Raw genomic sequence first — 21,376 nt, 5'->3', positions numbered from 1 at the left:
CCCTCCTGATGAAACCCAGCGTTCTGGTAAAAAACCTGGCGTGTATCGGCCTCTGGCTGATCGCCGGCCAGGCGTTGCCCGAGCCGCTGATCGCGCCGACCGCGATTGACTGGCTGCTGGATTGCCCCTTCCCCGCCCAGGAGCGGCCGGACCCCGAAGTGCTGGAACGCACCCAATGCGCCAGTGTGAATGTGCCCCGCGACTATGCCGCGCCCAAACGCGGCAGTGTGCGCCTGGCCCTGACCCGCGTGGGCGCCCGCCAGCCGCTCAGCCGTGAAGGTGTGGTGTTTATCCAGGGTGGCGAGCCGCCAAAGGGCCAAGGCGCAACCTTCGCCCTGCACCTGACCAGCCGTTGGGAGTCCTATGCTACCCAGGCCTATCGCACCTTGACCAACCGCTATGACGTGATCGAACTGAGCCCCCGTGACCTGAGCCAGCCCAGCGGCGTAGAGCAAGCGGCGCGTGATATGGAGTATGTGCGCGCCCAACTCGGCGAGGCCCAGCTCAATTACCTCGGCAACGCGCAGGCCACTCGCCTCGGCAGCCGCTATGCCGCGCTGTTTCCCGAGCGCGTCGCACGCATGGTGCTGGTCAATGCCGAGCGGGCCGAGCCGGTCGCTGCCGGCATCGAGCAATTGCTGCTCAAAGAGCCAGCCCGGCCTGGCACCGCCGCCGGGTGCATTAACCGCTGGGTCGGCGATTTTCTCGTATTCGGCAAACAGCCGCCCGCGTCCACACGCTGCCTCGACCTCGGCAGTTGGGAATAACCCGCGCATTTGCGACCACTTCAGGCCGAAAACGACACCTTGCGTTGACGCTCCGGCTCAATCGTTATTAAGTGCTATTAATCCGCATTAATAGGATCAATAGAACAGCATGCTCAGCCGCCCGCTACGACGCAAACGCCAGAAGCTTTCCGATGTGATTGTCGAGTCGGTCAAACGCTCGATCGTCACCGACGCGCTCAAGCCCGGCGACCGCCTGCCTACCGAGCGCGAGCTGATGGAAAGCTTCCAGTGCTCCAAAGGCTCGGCCCGTGAAGCGCTCAAGGCCCTGGAAGTGGAAGGTCTGGTGAGTACACGCACCGGCCCCAGTGGTGGCGCCTACCTGAACCAGGCCGGCACTGAACCGGCCAGCCGCGCGTTGCGTAACTACCTGCACTTCCAGCACCTGGATGGCGAGCAGGTGTACCAACTGCGCAAGGTCATCGAGGTAGAACTGGCAGTATCGGTGCTGGGTCGCTTGAGCGAAGACGACTATCAAGCCCTGCAAGACAACGTGGATTTTTGCAGCGCCCCCGAAGACAGCGAAGCCGGCCAGCGCGAACAGCGCCTGGCGGAACTGGAGTTCCACAACCTATTGGCCAAGGCCTGCCCCAACCCGCTGCTGAGCTTTATGGCGCAGTTTCTCAACGACTTGTTGCGCGACCTGGTGGTGCTGAAAAAAGCCTACAAGCCCAAGCGCAAACAATTTGACGCGGCCAACCTGGACTATCACAAGCAGTTGCTGCTGGCCTTTCGCGCCGGTGATGAAACGGCCGTGCGCAACCTGATGCATGAACATATGTGCGACGCCGAACACCACATGACGGCGCTGGAAGGCGAGGTCAGCCCGCACTTTTTGCTGGAGTTTGATCATAGCTGAGGCGCACCCCATCCCAATATGAAAACCCAATCAATGTGGGAGCTGGCTTGCCTGCGATGCGGGCGCCTCGGTGTATCAGTTGAACCTGACTGATGCCATCGCAGGCAAGCCAGCTCCCACACTTGAGCCGGTTCCAACCGTTACACCGTTTCACCCAATTCAATAACAGGCCTGCCCACAGGCCCTTGCTCCACCGTATCGCCCTTGCCGCTCCTGCCAATAACTAAACCAGGGAGTCACCCCATGCAGCGTCGTACGTTGTTGAAAGCCAGTCTTACCGCCGCAGCCGCGCTCAGCCTTCCGCTGAGTGTGCGCTCTGCATTCGCCGCCGAGCCTTTTACCTTTTACGGCCTCAAGTCCATGTCCGGCGCGTTTGCCAGCTATGGCAAGTTTGCCGACATGGGTTCGCGCCTGGCGGTGGAACAGCACCCCGAGTTGCTCGGCCGCCCGCTCAACTACAAGGTCATCGACACCGAAGGCAATGCCGGCAAAGCCGTGCGCAAGGTCCAGGAAGCGATCCAGCAGGACGGCGCGCGGTTCTTCCAGGGCTGCACGTTGTCGTCCTCCGCGCTGGCGGTGGCCAAGGAAGTCGACAAGGTCGGCGGCGTGTTCATGACCCCGGTGGGCGCCGATGAAGTCACCGGCAAAGACTGCAACAAGGCGACCTTCCGCTGGTCGGTGCCCACCTACGGCGCGATCCGCGAAACCATGCTGCCGCTGATCAAGCTGCTGCCCAACGCCAAGCGCTGGTACACCATCACCCCGCAGTACGTGTTTGGCGAAGCCTTGCTCGAAGGCGCGAAAACCGTGCTCAAAGACAACGGGCTGGAACACGTCGGCAACAGCTACCACTCATTGCAGGAACAGGAATTCTCCGGCTACCTGACCAACGCCATCGCCGCCAAACCCGATGTGCTGGTACTGCTCAACTTCGGCAGCCAGTCGTCCAACACCCTGCGCCAGGCGGTGAACTTCGGTATCAAGGAGCGCATGAAAGTGCTGCTGGTATGGTCCGCCGGGCTCGACCAGTTCCAGGAACTGGGCAGCGACGTGCTCGAAGGCGTGTACCTCGGCGCCCAGTATTGGCACCAGGTCGACACCCCGCTCAACCGTGAACTGGTCAAGCTCACTCAAGCCAAATACGGCATCAACCCCACCTACCCGCTGGCGGCTGATTACATCAGCACCAAAGTCATGCTGGAAACCATCATCAGCACCGGCAGCTTCGACGGCCCGACCGTGGCCAAAGCCCTGCAAGGCTTGAGCTACGAAGGCCCGACCGGCAAGGAGTCGATCCGCGCCGGCGACCATCAGGTGATCAAGGATTACTACCTGCTGATCGGCAAAGCCGCCGGCGACATGGCCGACAAGGACGACCTGGCCAAGGTGCTCAGCGCCGGGCAATCGTTCCCGCCGGTCGAGGCGACGGGCTGCACGCTCGCCTGATCCCCTGAATTGCTTAGCGCAGGGCCGCGCGAGCGGCTGCCTGCCGAGGGTTTCTGCATGCTTAATCTTTACCTGTTCCAGATCCTCAACGGCCTTGGGTTGGGGATGATCTACTTCCTGATCGCGGTCGGGCTGACGATCATTTTCGGCCTGCTCAACTTCGTCAACTTCGCCCACGGCGCGTTCTTTCTGCTGGGTGCGTACATCTGCTACACCGCCGTAAGCCTCACCGGCAACTTCTGGCTGGCGCTGCTGATCGCGCCGCTGGTGGTGGCCGCGCTGGCGTGGGTGATCGAGCGATTGTTGATCCAGCGGATTTACCACTTGCCACACATGTTCCAGATTCTGGTGACCCTGGGGATCGCGCTGATCATCCAGGAAGCCAGCGTGATGATCTGGGGCCCGGTGGGCAAAAGTGTCGCCGTGCCTGAACTGCTGCGCGGCGTGCTGGTGGTGGGCGATTTCGTCTACCCCTACTACCGCCTGTTTCTCATCGTGTTTTCCGCGCTGATCGGCCTGGCCTTGTGGCTGCTGCTGGAGCGCACGCGCTTCGGCGCCCTGGTGCGCGCCGGCAGTGAAAGCACCGAAACCGTGTCGCTGCTGGGCACCAATATCTTCCGTCTGTTTTCCATGACCTTTGCCCTCGGCGTGGCCCTGGCCGGTGTCGCGGGTGTGCTGTTTGCACCGTTGCGCGGCGCGCAACCCTTTGTCGGCCCGGAGATCCTCGGCGTGGCCTTCGTGGTGGTGGTGATCGGCGGCATGGGCTCGTTCAGCGGTGCGCTGGTCGGCGGTTTGCTGGTGGGCGTGGTGCAAAGCCTGATGACCACACTCTGGCCCCAAGGCGCGAGCCTGATGATCTACGGCGCGATGGCCGTGGTGATTCTGGTACGCCCTTACGGCCTGTTCGGGAGAGCCTGACATGAGCGAGAAAAACCCCCTGCCGTTTGCCAAAACCCAATCCAAAGCCATGTTGCTGTGGGTGCTGGCGGTGCTGATCGGCTTGCCGTTGATTCTGCCCTCGGCCACCCTGGCCACCGAGATCCTGATCTTTGCCCTCGCCGCGCTGGCCTGCAACCTGTTGCTGGGCTACACCGGGCTGTTGTCGTTCGGCCAAGGCATCTTCTTTGGTGCCGGTGCGTATTGCGCGGCGCTGCTGATGATCCACCTGCAACTGGGCTTGTTCACCGCGTTGCTCGGCGCGGCCATTGCCGGTGGTTTCCTGGCGCTTCTGGTCGGCGCGCTGGCAATCCGGCGCACCGGCATTTACTTCGTGATGCTCACGTTGGCATTCAGCCAGATGGCCTACTTCGTCGCCTACACCTTGAGCGACTGGACCGGCGGCGACAACGGCCTGCTCAGTGTGCCGCGCCCGGAAATCCGCATCGGTGACACCGTGCTGCTGTCGCTGGCCGATGCCCGGGTGTTCTATGGCTTTGTCGCGGTGCTGTTCCTGCTGATCTTTATCGGCGCGCGCCGAGTGATCGCCTCGCCATTCGGCAGCACCTTGATGGCGATCCGCGAAAACGAAACCCGCGCCTCGGCCATCGGCTATGACACGCGCCACTTCAAGATCCTGGTGTTCGTGCTGTCCGGCGCGGTCACCGGCATCGCCGGGGCGCTGTACGCGATGCTGCTGCACTTTGTGCCGCTGTCGAACATCGACCTGGCGATGTCCGAGAACATCCTGATCATGACCATCGTCGGCGGCACCGGCTCGCTGTTCGGCTCATTGCTGGGCGCAGGCTCCATCGTGCTGTTGGGGGACTTCCTCTCCGACCTGTGGCCACGCTGGCTGATGCTGCTGGGTGTGATCCTGATCTTTGTGGTGATCTTCATGCGCGGCGGCTTGTGGGGCGGCCTCGCGTCGTTGTTCGAACGGGTACGCGGCAGCCGCAAGACCGCCGTCGTCGCCAAGGAGGAAGGGCTATGAGCATCCTGCTGGAAACCAAAGACCTGGAACTGGCCTATGGCGCGTTCCATGCGGTCAACGGCGTCAACCTCAAGGTCGAAGCCGGCACCATTCACACCATTATCGGCCCCAACGGCGCGGGCAAGACCAGCCTGTTTCACTGCCTCACCGGCGAGCGCCAGGCCACCGCCGGGGCGATTCATTTTGACGGCAAGAACCTGATACGCAAACCGGCCCACGGCCGTGTGGGCCTGGGCATGGCGCGCTCGTTCCAGCTCACCAGCCTGTTCCAGAACCTCAGCGTGCGCGAAAACCTGCGCCTGGCCGCCCAAGGCCGCGACGGTGCGCGGGCGCTGAACTTCTGGCGCCGCGTCGACAGCAAGCGCGAGCACCTGGAGATGGCCGATCAAGTCCTCGAACGCCTGCAACTGACCCGCCGCGCCGACACCCTGGCGGGCGAGTTATCCCACGGCCAGCAACGCGTGCTGGAGGTGGGCATGTCGATCTGCTCCAAACCCAAACTGCTGATGCTCGACGAGCCCACGTCGGGCATGGGCATCGATGACATTCCGATCATGACCCAGCTGATCAGCGACCTTGGCCGCGACCACACGGTGCTGTTGATCGAACACAACATGAGCATTGTCATGTCCATCAGCCAACGCATCACCGTGATGAGTCACGGGCAGATTCTGGTGGAGGGCACGCCGGAATTCGTGCGTGCCGATGAGCGTGTGCGTACGGCTTATCTTGGGGAGGCTGCCTGATGCTGATTGTCGAGAATATCCATTCCTACTATGACAAGAGCCATGTGTTGGAAGGCGTGTCGCTGACCGTCAACCCCGGTGAACTGGTGACGCTGCTGGGCCGAAATGGCGCGGGCAAGACCACCACGCTGCGCAGCATCCTCGGGATTATTTGCCCGCGCCAGGGCCAGATTCACTTCAACGGCCAGGCGTTGGTGGGCCAGAAGATCTTTGAAATCGCCCGTCAGGGCTTGGCGCTGGTGCCGGAGAACCGCGGGATTTTCCGCCTGCTGACGGTCGAGGAAAACCTGCGTATCGCCGTGCGCAAGACCAGCCGCTGGCAACTCGAAGACGTGTACGGCATGTTCCCGCGCCTCAAGGAACGGCGTAAAAACGCCGGCCACGCACTGTCCGGCGGCGAGCAACAGATGCTCGCCATCGCCCGCGCGCTGCTCAACGACCCCAAGCTGCTGATCCTCGACGAACCCACCGAAGGCCTGGCGCCGGTGATCGTTGACGAGCTGGTGAAAATCCTGCGCAAGGTCAAGGACGACGGCCTGCCGGTGTTGCTGGTGGAACAGAACCTGATGGTCTGCGACAAGCTCGCCGACCGCCATTACGTGCTCGAACAGGGCCGCGTCGTATACGAGGGCAGCGCCGCTGACTTCCGCGCCGACCCGACCATCAAGAACCGCTACCTGGCCCTGAGTGCCTGACCGGAGATTTGCACATGAATAGTTTTGCGCAACCGCTCAAGAGCAATGCCCCGTTGATCAACCGCGACCGCTTGTGGCAATCGTTGATGGACCTGGCTCAGCTCGGCGCTACGGTCAAAGGCGGCGTGTGCCGCCTGGCGCTCACCGACCTCGACCGCCAGGCCCGCGACCTGTTTGTGCAATGGTGCGAGGCCGCCGGGTGCAGTGTCAGTGTCGATGCCATTGGCAATATCTTTGCGCGGCGTGCCGGACGCAATCCCGCCCTGCCCCCGGTGATGACCGGCAGCCATATCGACACGCAGCCCACCGGCGGCAAGTTCGATGGCTGCTACGGCGTGATGGCCGGGCTGGAAGTGATCCGCACCTTGAATGACCTGAATATCCAGACCCTGGCCCCCATCGAGGTGGTGGTGTGGACCAACGAAGAAGGCTCGCGCTTCCCGCCGTGCATGATGGGTTCCGGGGTGTTTGCCGGCAAGTTCGACTTGCAGGACACCCTCGACAAACTCGATGACCAAGGCCTGTCCGTGGGCGCCGAATTGCAGCGCATCGGCTACGCCGGCTCCCGCGCGGTGCTCGGCCACCCGGTCGGCGCATATTTCGAGGCGCACATCGAGCAAGGCCCGGTGCTGGAAGACCGCGCCACCACCATCGGTGTGGTCATGGGTTGCCTCGGCCAGAAATGGTTCGACCTGACCCTTACCGGCGTCGAAGCCCACGCCGGCCCAACGCCCATGCACCTGCGCAAGGACGCCCTGGTAGGCGCCGCCGAAGTGGTCAGCGCGGTCAACCGCATCGCCCATCAACAGCAACCCCACGCCTGCGGCACGGTCGGTTGCCTGAACCTGCACCCCGGCTCGCGCAATGTGATTCCAGGCCAGGTGCACATGACCATCGACCTGCGCCACCTGCATGCCGATAAGCTGCAAACCATGGTCGATGAAGTGCGCAGCGTGATCGAAGCCACCTGCGCCCGGCATGGCCTGACCTTTGAACTGACGCCCACCGCCGACTTCCCGCCGCTGGACTTCAACCCAGCCTGCGTCAACGCCGTGCGTGACGGTGCGCAGGCATTGGGCTTGAGCCACATGGACATCGTCAGTGGCGCCGGGCATGACGCGATTTTCGTCGCCGAACTCGGCCCGGCCGGGATGATCTTTGTGCCGTGCGAAGGCGGCATCAGCCATAACGAAATCGAAAACGCCGCGCCGGATGACCTGGCGGCGGGCTGCGCGGTGCTGCTGCGCGCCATGGTCAACGCGGCGCAGGGAGAGGTGGCATGAGTGAGATTGGCCAACTGACGGCGGTGCAACTGCTGCAGCATTTTCGCGACAAGACCCTGTCACCGGTAGACGTCACTGAAGACGCTCTGCTGCGGATCGAGCGCTATAACCCGGTGGTGAACGCCTATTGCCACGTAGACCCTGAAGGCGCATTGAACGCTGCGCGGGCCTCGGAACAACGCTGGTTGAAAGGTGAACCCTGCGGCGCACTGGACGGCGTGCCTGCCTCGATCAAAGACCTGACGCTGACCATTGGCATGCCCACCCGCAAGGGTTCGCGCACCTCCTCTGCCGACGGGCCGTGGGATGTGGATGCGCCCTTCTCGGCTTTTATGCGCAAAGCCGGCGCGGTGCTGCTGGGCAAGACCACCACGCCGGAATTCGGTTGGAAAGGCGTCACCGACAACCCGCTGTACGGCATCACGCGCAACCCGTGGGACACGCGCACCACAGCGGGCGGTTCGTCGGGTGGCGCCGGTGCGGCGGCGGCGCTGAACCTGGGCGTGCTGCACCAGGGCAGCGATGCCGGTGGCTCGATCCGCATTCCCTGTGCGTTCACCGGTACGTTCGGCATCAAGCCAACTTTCGGGTATGTGCCGCAGTGGCCGGCCAGTTCCATGACGATTTTGTCGCACCTGGGGCCGATGACCCGCACGGTGGAAGACACGGTACTGATGCTGCAAACCGTGGCCCAACCGGATGCGCGTGATGGCCTGATCGGGGCGCCGCGCCATACGCCGTGGTTGCCGGGCGCTACGGATTTGAAGGGTTTACGCGTGGCCTATAGCCCTACGTTCGGGTATGTGGACGTGGACCCACAGGTGGCCAAAGTGGTCGCCCAGGCGGTTGAGGGTTTGGTACAGCTGGGGGCGCATGTCGAGCAGATCGACCCAGGTTTCAGCGATCCGCTGGAGGTATTCAGCACCTTGTGGGCAGCCGGTGCGGCTCGCCTCACGGGTTCCATGAGTGATGCGCAAAAACAATTGCTGGACCCTGGTTTGCTGCGTATTGCCGAACACGGCCAGCAGTTGAGCCTCGGCGATTTTAACGACGCCCTTGAAGCCCGTGCGGCGTTGGTGGCGAGGATGGCGGCGTTTCATGAGCATTATGATGTGCTGGTCTCGCCGATGATGCCGATTACAGCGTTTGCAGCTGGGCATAATGTGCCGCCGGGTTCGTCGATGAAAGAATGGATGGAGTGGACGCCGTTTACTTATCCCTTCAATTTGACGCAGCAACCGGCAGCTTCGGTGCCCTGCGGGTTGGCAGCGAATGGTTTGCCGGTGGGCTTGCATGTGGTGGCTGCGCGGTTTGCGGATGAGCAGGTGTTGAGGGTGTGTCAGGCCTATGCCAAAGCCTTTCCTACTGAACACCTTGAAGCACCGCGGGTGCTCTGAACCCTGCATGTGCGGTCGCATCCGGCTTATAATCCGCGCTTCATTTTTTGTTGCGCGGGTTGTTTTAGATGCTATTTACAAGGACTTTTATGGCGAGTGCAGTGCTCGCCGTCCTGCCGGTTATGGTCCATGCCACAGCGTTGGACTTGAGCTACGAAGCGCCTGTGCTTGAGGCGGTGCCACACGATGCACCGGCGACGGCCAAATCGTTGTTCCCGGTTCAGACCCAGGCGCCGGTGACGTTTGAGTACAAGTGCAAGGGGCCGCGTTGTCAGTATGAGGATGACCTGGAGCAGCGGCACGAAGACCAGACCACGCAGAGTTGGTCCATCGGTATTCACTAGGGTTCGGCCTGCCTTGGGCTGAAATGCAATCATCAACTGTGGGAGCTGGCTTGCCTGCGGTAGCGGTTTGGCGGGGGGGGTTGGTCGGGGTACATATCCATTGCTGCGGTAACGGCGGCCTATGGTTTCGCTCTTACAGCGACTCACTTTTCGAAGGACCGAAAAGTAAGCAAAAGGTCCTCGCCCCAACACTCGGTGCCTCGCTGTGGCTCGGCATGCCCGCAATCCGCCAGTGATTTGGGGGGCCGCCGCGATGGGCCATCCTTGGCCCAGCGCGGCTAAACCGGCATCCCTGCCGGTTTACCCCCCAAATCCCTGTCGAATTCCGGCCATCGTGTTTGACGGGGCGATTTCAGATCAAGATCAAAAGCGCAGATCAAAAGACCGCTGACTTCGTCATCGAAAAGGATGTAAGGGCCAGAGCAACAGCAACAGCAACAGCAACAGCAACAGCAACAGCAACAGCAACAGCAACAGCAACAGCAACAGCAACAGCAACAGCAACAGCAACAGCAACAGCAACAGCAACAGCAACAGCAACAGCAACAGCAACAGCAACAGCAACAGCAACAGCAACAGCAACAGCAACAGCAACAGCAACAGCAACAGCAACAGCAACAGCAACAGCAACAGCAACAGCAACAGCAACAGCAACAGCAACAGCAACAGCAGAGCCATACTCGGTCAAAGGTGGGAGCTGGCTTGCCTGCGATGGCATCAACTCGGTGTGCCTGATGTACCGAGGTGTCTGCATCGCAGGCAAGCCAGCTCCCACAGAAAAGCAGCTCTTCAGTGTATGCAAATCCGCCTTTCGCCTTTCGCCTTTCGTTTTTGATTCAACCACTCAGGTCGGCTACTAGGCCGCCGTGCTCTGCTTTTGATCTTGCTTTTGATCTGAGGCGCCCCGTTAACCACGATGGCCGAACGCAGGCTTGAATCCGTGGGTAACCCGGCAGGACGCCGGGTTAGCCGCGCTGGGCCAAGGATGGCCCATCGCGGCGGCCCACGGATTCAAGCCGGAGTGAGGGCACACCGAGCCTAAGCGAGGTGCCGAGTGGTGGGGCGAAGACCTTTTGGTTACTTTTGGCTGGGCCGGCATTCCGGGCGTTTGCCAAAAGTGACCCGCTGTAAGAGCCATGCCTTTCAAGGTCTATGTTTAAGAGTCCGTTTAACGTCATGTTTAGGCCTGTTTATCCGCCTTGGCAGCCTTAAGCACCCGAGCTGTTGAGACATGCGCCCGTGCCGCCTTACCTTCCAGCCACTCCTTGGGTTTAGCGACTTTGGCGCCGCGAGGGCTCTTTGCGACGGACTTGGGTTTGATCAACCTCGCCAGGGCCAGTAATCGCTCTGCCAGCCCTTGCGAGGTCTTTTCAAGGGGGAAATTTTCCGCAGGCAATGCGATCTGCAAACCCTGATAATCACTGCGAACATGCACCGCCAAGTGGAAAATCGAAGCTTCCCAACCCTCTGGCTGTGTTTCCCGGTGCGCCTGCTCAACACTACGTTTGAGAACCGATAAAACGTTGTAAGCCAGCACCGCCGAGGCAAAGCCCAGCAGCGCGGCTTTCGGGCTGCCAAAGCTTGTGATTTCACTCTCCAGTACCGATTCAAGGCGTTGGAACATGCCTTCAATACTCCAGCGACGACGGTACAAATCAGCTATCTGTTGAGCACTGATGGTGTCGGGCAAATTGCTCCAGAACCACATCACCACATCACCTGAGTCATTCGCTGTTTGCAGGCTCAATTCAACGCGTCTCCAGCGGCGGCCACTGGTCACTTCGATGATTTGTTCGCGAACGGTGCCGCTATCGACTGCTCCTGAATCTTGCCACTCACTTTCTTGGACGAGTCGTGGATGTTTGCTGGGTTGGCGAACGATGAACGAAGCCCCCGTGTCCTCGCAGGCTTGCAAGACGGGCAGCGTGCAATAGAGCCGGTCAGCCATCCACAACTGGCCCGCGCATGCGCGGGCCAGTAGCGGTAAAACACTGACTCGCTCACTGGCGTAGGCATCTTCCCACGGCTGAAGATCAACGACTAAATCCAGATCCGGATCGTAGGCAACTACTGAAAATCCTGGGCGTGCTGCGCCGCGCTCATTGCGCAGAGCACCTAGACGTTTTTCAGTGGCCGGCAGATGGTTGCCATCAACAATACGCAACTGCCAACCGGGAAGGATCGATGAATGGCCAAGCGTTTCTACGGTCGGTATCAAACGCTCGGCACTGCCCGAAATGAGGGCGCGCAGAAGCTCGGGTTCGGTTCGCTTGATCTTGTCATAGAGGGCTGCAAGGCTGACCGAAAGGCCCTCCATCTTGCGCGCCGCCGCGTGTAATGACGGCCTCAAGCCCAATGAAACAAGGGACATCAGCTCAACAACGGTTGAAAACAAAAGCTCACGGGAGTACTGACGCTGGCGATGATCATCGAACACCTTGTCTACCCACTTGGCATCTACGGCCTGCTCCAAGACCAGCTTGGTCATGACACTGGCTGGTGCTTGTTTTTCAAACCGTTCTAAAACCTTTTCCCACATAGCTTCGTCGTCCTGACTGAATTGATTAGGGGATTTTAAACCAAGACCTTGAAAGGCATGGCTGTAAGAGCGGAACCATAAGCCGCCGTGACCTAAATAACGGATATACACCCAGCCCCCCAACAAACCCACACACACCCCAGTTCCAAGCACATTCCATTACACTGTCCCCCATTCATCCCCGGGGGCTTCATGGACATCGAACTGGCACGCACCTTCCTCGAAATCACCCGCTGCGGCAGCCTGGCCGCGGCTGCCGAGAAACTGCACGTCACCCAGACCGCCATCACCGCACGGGTCAAAAGCCTGGAAAGCCAGTTGGGCAGCACACTGTTTGTGCGTAACCGCGCAGGCGCCAGGCTCACCGCCGATGGCGAGGCGTTTGTGGTCTACGCCAACCAATTGCTGCAAACCTGGGAAGCCGCCAAGCGCGACCTCCCGCTGCCCGATGGCTACCGCAATGTGCTGCATATCGGCGGCGAAGTCAGCCTGTGCAACCCGTTGATGCTGGGCTGGGCCAAGGCCTTGCGCGAACAGATCCCCGGCCACGCGCTGCGCACCGAAGTGCGTGAAGGTGAATACCTCTTGCGCCAACTGGAACTGGGCGTGCTCGATGCCGCGCTGGTATTCCAGCCGCAATACTGGCCTGGCCTGCAGGTCGAGCAAGTACTGGAAGAAAAACTGATCCTGGTGCAGTTAACAAGCAAACCCGCCCCTTACGTGTATATCGACTGGGGCCCAGGCTTTCGCCAGCAACACGACGCCGCGCTGCCCGACAAAGCCCGCGCCGCGTTGAGTTTCAACCTCGGGCCGCTGGCCTTGCAGTACATCCTGGAAAATGGCGGTGCCGGGTATTTTCGCACGCGGGTGGTGCAAAGCTACCTGGACAGCGGCGTCATGCAGCGCGTCCCGAAAGCGCCGGAATTCAGCTTCCCGACCTATCTGGTCTACTCACGGGCGCGGGATTCGGCGGTATTGCAACAGGCGCTGGGGCTGCTGCGCGAAGTGGTCAAGGCCGAAAGCGACTGGTCACAACGCTGGGACCCGCTGATTTGAATCACCCTACGCCCGCGCGCATGCTAGCCTGCGGATGTTTCCCAGCGCAGCCTTACCGATGAACAAGAAAAAGTCCGTCACCATCAGCGACATCGCCAAACGGGTGGGCATGACCACCATCACGGTGTCCCGCGCATTGAGCAAGCCCGACCTGGTCAAGCCCGCCACCCTGGCGCGCATTCTCGAAGTGGCGCGCGAGCTGGACTACGTGCCCAATGCCTTCGCACGCGGGCTCAAGCGCAGTGAGAGCCTGATCATCGGGGTGATCACCGCCTCAGTCGACAACCCGTTCTACAGCGAGATGATCAAGGCGATTTCCCGCGAGGCGAAGAAGCACGGCTACACCATCATGCTGGTGGACACCGATGAGCTGGAAGAACTCGAAAGCAAAGCCGTCGATACCCTGCTGGGCTATCGCGTGGCGGGGATTATCTTGTCGCCGGTCTCGGACGAACCCAGCTACCAACCCGACTATCTGGAGCGCCTGGGCAACGGCAAAACTCCGGTGGTGTTGCTCGACCGCACGATCCACGACAGCCCGTTCAGCCGCGTAGTGCTCGACAACTACCACAGCGGTATCCAGGCGGCGCACTACCTGCTGCGCCAGACACCCGACCTTAAACGCCTGCTGGTGCTGACCGGCCCGCAGCACTCACGTATCACCGTGGAGCGCCTCAAAGGGTTGCGCGAAGTGCTGGCTGAACACCCCCATGTTCAGGTCGAAGTGCAGGCCGGTGACTACACGCTGATGCCGTCTTACCTGCACACTCTCGACTACCTGGCCGAGCACTCGGCGCCCGATGCAATCATGGGTTTCAACCAGTTGATCACCCTCGGCGCCCTGCGTGCCTTGCGCATGCACAACATCGCCCACGACAGCCTGACCATTTGCGGCATCGACCGCCTGCCCTTCGCCGATATCTTCGGCGTGCCGATCGCCTGCGTGGCCCACGACGCCTCACTGGCCGGCAGCAGCGCGGTACGCCTGCTGCTTGACCGCTTGCAAGACCCGTACAAGCCACGGGACAAAGTGGTGATCGCCGGCGTGCTGGAAAACGGCTAGCGGCTGGTGTAGCCGCCATCGATCGGCAGGCTCACGCCGCTGATCATGCTGGCGGCATCGCTGAGCAGGAACAGCACCGGCAATGCGACTTCCACGGTTTGTGCGAAACGCCCCAGCGGAATGGCCGCCAGCGCCGGGTCGCGTTTGGCCGGATCCGACCAGGCCTTTGTCGCCATTGGCGTAAGTGTGACCGTGGGGTTGACGCTGTTCACACGAATGCCAAAGCGCCCCCACTCGGCGCACTGCACGCGGGTGATCGCGTCCAGCGCGGCCTTTGAGGCGCAGTAGCCGAGGTGATCGTCCAGCGCCACCAGTGACGCCTGGCTTGAGACATTGACGATGCTGCCGGGGATTTTCGCTTCGATCATTTTTGCCGCCACTCGGCTGGCGACCTGTGCGGCGGCGCGGGCGTTGACCTGCATGACCTGATCGAACGCCTCCGCGCTGATGGCGGCGGCGGGCTCCAGGCGTGAGATACCGGCGCAGTTGACCAGGCCGTTCAGCGGCGGCAAGTCTGACAGGGCTTTGTCCAGGGCGATGCTGTCGGCGATATCCACGCATAAGCTGTTGCAGCCCAGCTGTGACAAGGCTTGCGCGTCGCGGCCAAGGGCGAAGACTTCGGCACCGGCGGCAATCAGCTGTTGAGCGATTTCGCGACCGATGCCGCTGCTGGCGCCGGTGACGAGAATGCGCTGGCGGGTGAAGTTGAAGGTGGTGGTCATGGTCACTTCTCGATAAACACTGAAGATCCCTGTGGGAGCTGGCTTGCCTGCGATAACAGCGTGTCAGCCAGCACATTTGGCACTGATACACCGCTATCGCAGGCAAGCCAGCTCCCACATTTTTGATCTGTGTTGGGTCAGTTGGTTTGCAGGCTATGCATGATCGGCTTGAGGGCCGGATACAGCTTCAGGTACTCGGCAAACGCCCGGTCATACGTCATGACATTCTCGCGCTTGGGCTGCGCCCGCAGTTCCAGCTGCACCCAGCCTTTGTCCATCTCGTCATCACTCACCAAGCCCACCGTATGCGCCGCCAGCAACGCTGCGCCCAAGGCCGCTTCCACCTCCTGCACAATGGTGTAGACCGGGTAGCGCGTGACATCGGCAATAATCTGCATCCACAAATCCGAATGGCTCGCGCCTCCCACCACAATCAAGCGCGGGTCCAGCGAATGCGCGCCCTGGGTACCGGCTTCAATGTTGTGGCGCAGGGCAAAACTCACGCCTTCAAGCACCGCGCGGTACAGGTGAATACGGCTGTGATACAGGTTCAGCCCGACAAAGCTGCCGCTGGCGCGGTCGTCCCATACCGGGCTGCGTTCGCCCATCAGGTACGGCAAAAACAACAAACCTTCGCTGCCCGCCGGAACCTGGGTGGCGCTCTGCTCCAGCAACACCAGGCTGTCCTGGCCGGTGGCCTGGGCCTGCTGTTCTTCGGCCTGGCAGAACTGTTCGCGAAACCAGCTGACCGACGCCCCGGCGGTGATCGCACCGCCAAAGATGTACAGGTCTCGATGGCCGTTGTAGACGTGAGGCATGCTCACCAGGCCGTGATGTGCGTCCACGTGCTGGTTCAAATACCCCCAGCACATGCTGGTGCCGATCATCGCCACATGGTTACCCGGCTGCGTAACACCCGCTGCCAATGTCGCCATCGCCGCATCCACACCGCCGGCGAGGAGTGGCGTGCCTGCCTGCAAGCCCAGGCGCGTGGCCCAGCTTTCGAGCAAACCGCCCACCACGTCACCGGAGTACACCAATCGCTCGGGCATCATGGCCTGTGGAATGCCCAATGCATCGAGCATCTCGGCGGACCAGCCGCGCGCCTTCACATCGTAAACCCCACCGATATTGCCGGCGCTGCTATGGTCCACCGCCAATTCGCCGGTAAGGCACCAGTTGATATAGCTGTTGGGCGGCAGCAGGTAGCGCGTGTCGGCCCACACCTGCGGCTGATGCTGCTTGAGCCAGAGCATCTTGGTGAAGCCGTAATAGCTGTCCACCGAGTTGCCCGTTACTTCGAACAAGCGTTCCTGGTCCAGGTGCTCACGCACCCACGCCACCTGCTCGCCGGCGCGCCGGTCCATCCAGATAAGGCACGGGTGCAGCGGCGTCATCTGCGCGTCAACGGCAATCCCCGAACCGCCATACAGGCTGCTGATGCACAGCGCCTTGACCTGCCCGGCCGCCACACCGGACTTGGCCATGCACTGCGCCACACACGCCTCGACGGCCTCCAGCCACACCTGCGGCCATTGCTCGGCCCAGCGCACTTTCGGGGTATCGACGCGATACCCCTGGCTGTGCTGGGCGATGATCGTACCTTGACCATCCACCAGCAGCGCCTTGGTGCTCTGGGTTCCTATATCGACACCCATTACGTAGTTCATAGATCAAATCACCGGCTTCAACAGCACCTTGATCGATTTGGTTGAGTTGGCCAACGCGAAGGCCTCGGCAAAATCATCCAGCGGGAAGTCATGGGTAACAATGCCCTTGGACGTCACCAGGCCGCGCTCGAACAGGTCGATAGCGATCGGGTAGCAATACGGGCCGAGGTGCGCGCCGCGTACGTCCAGCTCCTTGCGGTCGCCGATGATCGACCAGTCGACGCTGGTTTCGGCGCCGAACACACTGAACTCGACAAAACGCCCGAGCTTGCGGATCAGGTCCAGGCCTTGGGTCACGCCGGCGGGCACGCCCGTGGTTTCGATGTACACGTCGCAGCCATAGTTATCGGTGAGGCCGTTGATAATCTCGCGGGCATTGTCGCGGGACGGGTTGATCACCACGTCGGCGCCAAATTGCTTGGCCAGTTCCAGGCGCTCGTCGACCATGTCGATCACCACCAGTTTCTTCGGGGTTTTCAGCGCAGCCACCTGGACCATGCACAGCCCCAGCGTACCGGCACCGGCGATCACCACCACGTCATCGAGCTGGATTTCGCCACGGTTGACGGTGTGGATCGAACACGCCATCGGCTCCACCAATGCGGAGTCTTCCAGCGACACCGACTCGGGAATCTTGTGCACGATGGCGGTCTTGGGAATGCGCATGAACTGGGCCATGCCGCCTTCGGCGACTTCACGCTGGAAGCCGAAGATATTGTGCACTTCACACATCCAGTACTTGCCCGACTTGCAGAAGCGGCACTTGCCGCACGGCACGATCTGCTCGGCGATCACCTTGTCGCCCACCGCCACTTCAAAGTGCTCGCCGGCGCCCTCGCCCACTTCTTCCACGTAGCCGAAAAACTCATGGCCCGGCACCACCGGCGCCTTGACCCACGGGTTATCGCCACCCCAGAACATCGCCGCGCCGGAATGGCACTTGCAGTCACTGGCGCAGATGCCGCAGGCGGCGATACGGATCACCAGTTCATTGGGGCGCGCCTTGGGTTTGCCGATTCGCTCCAGGCGGTAGTCTTTCGGGCCGTGGCAAACGACGGCTTGCATCTCGGTGTGCTTGTCCATGTGTTCGGTCCTTTCTTGTCAGGTGTTTATTTATGGCGCTGACGGCTGATGAAAATCGCCAGCAAAATGATCCCGCCCTTGATCACGCTCTGGACGTAGGGCGAGACCCCGAGCATGTTCAATCCGTTATTGAGTACGCCCAGCAGCATCGCGCCGAGCAAGGTGCCGACAATGACCCCGCGCCCGCCGGCAATCGACGCACCGCCAAGGACCACCGCCGCAATCGCATCCAATTCGAACGACACACCGGCATTCGGCTGGCCGCTCATCAAGCGTGAGGTGAGCACCAGCCCGGCAATCGCTGCGGTCAGGCCGCTGATGCCGTACACCAGCAACTTGAAGCGCGCCGCCCGCACGCCCGACAAACGCACCGCTTCTTCATTGCCGCCGATGGCGTAGATGTAGCGGCCGATGCGCGTGTGTTGCAGCAACACATAGGCGGCAAAGTAGGTGACCAGCATGATCAGGATCGGCACGTCGACGCCGAACAGGCTCTGGCGGCCGAAGAAACCGAACCACTCCGGCAACCCCGAAATCGGGTAGCCGTCGGTGTACATCAGGCCCAGGCCACGGGCGATGCCCATGGTCGCCAGGGTGACGATGATCGGCGGCATGTGCAGGTAGGCGACGAACACGCCATTGCCGATGCCGAAGGCCACGCCGATCAGCAGGCCGGCGCCAATCGCCAGGCCCGGCGGCAGGCCCGCGACCATCAGCCCTGCGGTCAAGGTGCCCGACAGCGCCATCACCGGGCCTACCGACAGGTCGATGCCACCGGTGAGAATCACGCAGGTCATGCCCACCGCGATAATCGCGTTGATCGACACCTGGCGCGCAATGTTCGACAGGTTGCTGGTGGTGAGGAAGTTATCGCTGGCGAAGATCATCACCAGGGTCACCACCACCAACCCGACGAAGGGATAAAACGCCGGCGAGCGCAGCAGCCGCGCCAGGTTCAGGCGCAGTCGGCGGGTGTCGCCGGTATTAATGGACATATTCACTTGAGCCCCCTGTTGCATGGCGCATGACCTCTTGTGGGTTGACGGCGGCCGCTTCCAGCAGCTTGACGATGGCGCCCTTGTGGAACACGGCGACGCGGTCGCACATGCCAATGACTTCGGGCAGTTCGGAAGAAATCATGATGATCGCGTAGCCTTGTTCGGTGAGGCTGCGCATCAGGGCGTAGATCTGCGCCTTGGCGCCGACGTCGATGCCGCGTGTGGGTTCATCGAACACCAGCACGTCGCAGTGGTGGTTGATCCAGCGTGCGATCACAACCTTTTGCTGGTTGCCGCCGCTGAGGTTGAACACCCGGCTTTCGCCGCTGGGCGCCTTGATCGACAGCTGGCGCATCAGCGCGTCGACGCTGGCGCACTCTTTGCTCTTGTCGATCAGGCCCGTGGCGTTCTGATATTTGGGCAGGTTGTTCAGGGAGATGTTTTCGCGAATGCTGAAATCGGTGATCAGCCCTTCGCTCTTGCGGCTTTCCGGGAGCAGCCCGATGCCGTGGGCCAAGGCTTGCGCCGGGTCATCCAGGCTGACTTTCTCGCCGCGCAACCACACGTCTTTGCTCACCGACGGCAGCGCACCCATCATGCCCAGCGCCAGTTCGGTACGACCGGAGCCGACCAGCCCGGCAAAGCCGAGGATCTCGCCCTTGTGCAACTGAAAGCTGTTGCGCGGGCCATTGCGTACCAACTGGATGTCCTTGACCTCCAGCAACAACGGACCACGGTCTTTCGTGGGTTTGGGTGGAAAGCTGTTTTCCAGGCGGCGGCCGACCATCATTTCGACGAGCCGGTTGATATCGCTGTCGGCCACATCGGTCACGCCTACGTTACCGCCATCGCGCAGCACGCTGATGCGGTCGCACACCTGGAAAATCTCCTCCAGGTGGTGAGAGATAAAGATCACCGCCACACCCTGGCGCTTGAGTTCGCGCATGATCTCGAACAGCAGTTCGGCTTCGCTGGGCGTGAGCGTAGCGGTCGGTTCATCGAGTACCAACAGGCGCGCATCCAGGGCCAGGGCCTTGGCGATTTCGACGAATTGCTGCTCGGCCACGCTCAGGTGCTTGATCGCACATCGCAGGTTGATACTCACGCCCAGGCGCTTGAACAACGCCTGGCTGGCCTCGACCATTTCACGTTTGCGCAGCAGGCCGAAGCGGTTGCTCAACTCATGCCCGAGGAAGATGTTTTCCACCGCCGTGAGATAGGGAATCAGGCTGAATTCCTGGAACACAATGCCGATACCGGCGGCGATCGCATCGCGGTAAGTGGCAAACTTTTGCACCTGGCCATCGATTAAAATCTGCCCTTCGTCCTGATGCTCGACGCCGCCGAGGATCTTCATCAGGGTCGACTTGCCCGCGCCATTTTCACCCAGCAACGCATGGATTTCGCCGCGTTCGACCTGCAGGTTGATGGACTTGAGGGCTTGTACGCCCGGATAGCGCTTACAGATATTTTCCAGCTTCAGAAGACTGCTCATGCCGCCGACCTCGTATTCAGAAGGAGACCTCAAGCCCCACGGTTCACGTGGGGCCGGGGCGATTTACCAGCTGAAGTCCTTGGCCTTGGCCTGGTCGATCAAGGTGATGTCGACGGGAATGGTGGCCGGCACTTGCGAGCCCCACTTCTTGGCCAGGGCGATGCCCAGAGCCAGGCGGATCTGATCGCGCGGGTATTGCGCCGAGGTGGCGATGAACTTGCTACCGGGCTTCTGGATCGCCTTGATGGCTTCCGGTGCGCCGTCGACGCTGACCAGTTTTACGTCCAGGCCGCTGGCTTCGATGGCCGACAGTGCGCCGAGGGAGCCGTTGTCATTCACGCTGAAGATGCCCTTGAGGCCGGGCTGGGCCTGCAGCATGTTTTCGGTGACGGTCAGCGCCTGGTCACGTTCCTGCTTGCCATTCTGGATGCTCACGATCTTGATGTCCGGGTGCTTGGCCACCGCTTCTTTGCAGCCGCGCACACGCTCAAGGATCGGCACCACGGCGATGCCGTCGAGGATCGCGATATTGCCTTTGTCGCCGATGTTCTTGGCCAGGTATTCACAGGCCTGGAAGCCGGCGTCGAAGTTTTTTGAACCGACAAAGGAGTCCAACGGGCCGTCGGCCTGGGCGTCCACTGCGACCACGACCACACCCGCGGCGTGCGCAGATTTGACCGCCGATTGCACGCCAACCGAGTCGGTGGGGTTGATCAGCAGGATATCGATGCCCTTTTGCAGCATGTCCTCGACGTCGCTGACCTGCTTGGACACGTCGTGACGGGCATCGGTGATGATCAGCTTCGCACCGATGGTCGCGCCGGCTTCTTCCAGGGCGTTTTTCATGGTGACGAAATAGGGGTTGTTGATTTCCTGGAAGGAAGCGCCGATGCGGATGGGCTTGGCGGCGTCGGCAAACGCTGCGCTGGTGGCGCCGAGGGTGATGCTGACAGCCAGTAAACACAGGGTTTTCGGGAGCATTTTCATGGCGTGGTTCTCTGTTTTGTTTTTATTTTTAGAGCAAATGTTATCGATAACATTTTGCGAGAAGCTAGCAAGTAAATCAGGCCTGTGCAAGCCCCCGTCGGTCGCCCGCGGTTCAAGTGTGGGAGCTGGCTTGCCTGCGATAGCATCTACTCGCTCTACCTGACACACCGAGGTGTCTGCATCCCAGGCAAGCCAGCTCCCACAAAAGCCTGTTTCCACACAAGCCAGCTCCCACACTTGAACCGCGTACTGCGCAAAAACTCGCACTATCTCGCGTA

20 protein-coding genes are annotated in these 21,376 nt (G+C 61.3%); 12 read left to right on the top strand and 8 right to left on the bottom strand.

The genetic code is table 11. The features are described 5' to 3' along the window. Window positions 1-8 precede the first annotated feature (8 nt). From AB4P96_RS12705 to AB4P96_RS12660, 10 genes are all read left to right on the top strand, one after another. Complete coding sequence (locus tag AB4P96_RS12705; protein ID WP_395600838.1) at window positions 9-767, top strand: alpha/beta fold hydrolase; 759 nt, start codon at window positions 9-11, stop codon at window positions 765-767. Between the two features lie 109 nt (window positions 768-876). Continuing rightward, entirely contained in the window at window positions 877-1,644 is a 768-nt protein-coding gene (locus AB4P96_RS12700; protein ID WP_017136273.1) for a FadR/GntR family transcriptional regulator, read from the top strand. Window positions 1,645-1,887: 243 nt separating this feature from the next. After that, entirely contained in the window at window positions 1,888-3,090 is a 1,203-nt protein-coding gene (locus AB4P96_RS12695; protein WP_099549984.1) for an ABC transporter substrate-binding protein, read from the top strand. Between the two features lie 57 nt (window positions 3,091-3,147). Further along, a complete protein-coding gene (locus AB4P96_RS12690) occupies window positions 3,148-4,008 on the top strand; it encodes a branched-chain amino acid ABC transporter permease (protein ID WP_056861341.1) in 861 nt (286 codons plus the stop codon). Window position 4,009: 1 nt separating this feature from the next. Continuing rightward, window positions 4,010-5,020, top strand: coding sequence for a branched-chain amino acid ABC transporter permease (locus AB4P96_RS12685; RefSeq protein ID WP_017136276.1), 1,011 nt, complete (start codon window positions 4,010-4,012; stop codon window positions 5,018-5,020). Beyond that, entirely contained in the window at window positions 5,017-5,766 is a 750-nt protein-coding gene (locus AB4P96_RS12680; protein ID WP_017136277.1) for an ABC transporter ATP-binding protein, read from the top strand. Before AB4P96_RS12685 ends, AB4P96_RS12680 begins: the two co-directional genes overlap by 4 nt. Then, a complete protein-coding gene (locus tag AB4P96_RS12675) occupies window positions 5,766-6,461 on the top strand; it encodes an ABC transporter ATP-binding protein (RefSeq protein WP_017136278.1) in 696 nt (231 codons plus the stop codon). The genes AB4P96_RS12680 and AB4P96_RS12675 overlap by 1 nt, the downstream gene beginning before the upstream one ends. Window positions 6,462-6,475: 14 nt before the next feature. Next, a complete protein-coding gene (locus AB4P96_RS12670) occupies window positions 6,476-7,744 on the top strand; it encodes a Zn-dependent hydrolase (protein ID WP_395600837.1) in 1,269 nt (422 codons plus the stop codon). Continuing rightward, window positions 7,741-9,141 (top strand): amidase, encoded by a 1,401-nt coding sequence (locus AB4P96_RS12665; protein WP_169988113.1) that lies wholly within the window; start codon window positions 7,741-7,743, stop codon window positions 9,139-9,141. Before AB4P96_RS12670 ends, AB4P96_RS12665 begins: the two co-directional genes overlap by 4 nt. An 89-nt stretch (window positions 9,142-9,230) precedes the next feature. Next, entirely contained in the window at window positions 9,231-9,485 is a 255-nt protein-coding gene (locus tag AB4P96_RS12660) for a hypothetical protein (protein WP_017136281.1), read from the top strand. Window positions 9,486-9,881: 396 nt separating this feature from the next. On the opposite strand, the gene AB4P96_RS12655 is transcribed toward AB4P96_RS12660, so the two are convergent. Both AB4P96_RS12655 and AB4P96_RS12650 read right to left on the bottom strand, forming a co-directional pair. Then, on the bottom strand, window positions 9,882-10,163 hold the full coding sequence (locus tag AB4P96_RS12655; protein WP_395600836.1) for a hypothetical protein: 282 nt from the start codon (window positions 10,161-10,163) through the stop codon (window positions 9,882-9,884). A 502-nt stretch (window positions 10,164-10,665) separates the two neighbouring features. Next, window positions 10,666-11,973 carry an IS4 family transposase gene (locus AB4P96_RS12650; protein ID WP_170040993.1) on the bottom strand — a complete coding sequence of 436 codons (1,308 nt, stop codon included), beginning with the start codon at window positions 11,971-11,973 and terminating at the stop codon, window positions 10,666-10,668. A 243-nt stretch (window positions 11,974-12,216) separates the two neighbouring features. On the opposite strand from AB4P96_RS12650, the gene AB4P96_RS12645 reads away from it, so the two are divergent. After that, window positions 12,217-13,080, top strand: coding sequence for a LysR family transcriptional regulator (locus AB4P96_RS12645; protein ID WP_099549979.1), 864 nt, complete (start codon window positions 12,217-12,219; stop codon window positions 13,078-13,080). Between the two features lie 58 nt (window positions 13,081-13,138). After that, window positions 13,139-14,143 carry a LacI family DNA-binding transcriptional regulator gene (locus tag AB4P96_RS12640; RefSeq protein WP_395600835.1) on the top strand — a complete coding sequence of 335 codons (1,005 nt, stop codon included), beginning with the start codon at window positions 13,139-13,141 and terminating at the stop codon, window positions 14,141-14,143. Here the strand turns inward: AB4P96_RS12640 and AB4P96_RS12635 are convergent. The 6 genes from AB4P96_RS12635 to AB4P96_RS12610 form a co-directional block, all read right to left on the bottom strand. Next, the gene (locus AB4P96_RS12635; RefSeq protein WP_099549978.1) at window positions 14,140-14,865 is read right to left on the bottom strand and encodes an SDR family oxidoreductase; all 726 of its coding nucleotides are present in this window, start codon (window positions 14,863-14,865) and stop codon (window positions 14,140-14,142) included. The two genes, AB4P96_RS12640 and AB4P96_RS12635, sit on opposite strands and share 4 nt — an antisense overlap. A 137-nt stretch (window positions 14,866-15,002) precedes the next feature. Then, on the bottom strand, window positions 15,003-16,535 hold the full coding sequence (locus tag AB4P96_RS12630) for an FGGY-family carbohydrate kinase (RefSeq protein WP_236461817.1): 1,533 nt from the start codon (window positions 16,533-16,535) through the stop codon (window positions 15,003-15,005). Window positions 16,536-16,538: 3 nt separating this feature from the next. Beyond that, entirely contained in the window at window positions 16,539-17,618 is a 1,080-nt protein-coding gene (locus AB4P96_RS12625; protein ID WP_395600834.1) for an alcohol dehydrogenase catalytic domain-containing protein, read from the bottom strand. A gap of 26 nt (window positions 17,619-17,644) precedes the next feature. Further along, window positions 17,645-18,637 (bottom strand): ABC transporter permease, encoded by a 993-nt coding sequence (locus AB4P96_RS12620; protein ID WP_236447291.1) that lies wholly within the window; start codon window positions 18,635-18,637, stop codon window positions 17,645-17,647. After that, entirely contained in the window at window positions 18,603-20,111 is a 1,509-nt protein-coding gene (locus tag AB4P96_RS12615; protein WP_395600833.1) for a sugar ABC transporter ATP-binding protein, read from the bottom strand. Before AB4P96_RS12615 ends, AB4P96_RS12620 begins: the two co-directional genes overlap by 35 nt. A gap of 63 nt (window positions 20,112-20,174) precedes the next feature. After that, window positions 20,175-21,098 carry a substrate-binding domain-containing protein gene (locus tag AB4P96_RS12610; protein ID WP_099549975.1) on the bottom strand — a complete coding sequence of 308 codons (924 nt, stop codon included), beginning with the start codon at window positions 21,096-21,098 and terminating at the stop codon, window positions 20,175-20,177. Window positions 21,099-21,376: the final 278 nt, after the last annotated feature.

This window comes from Pseudomonas sp. B19125 (assembly GCF_044218855.1).
Taxonomy (GTDB): domain Bacteria; phylum Pseudomonadota; class Gammaproteobacteria; order Pseudomonadales; family Pseudomonadaceae; genus Aquipseudomonas; species Aquipseudomonas edaphica.
Note: the sequence above shows the minus strand (reverse complement) of the source record. Positions and strands in the feature narration are given on the sequence as shown.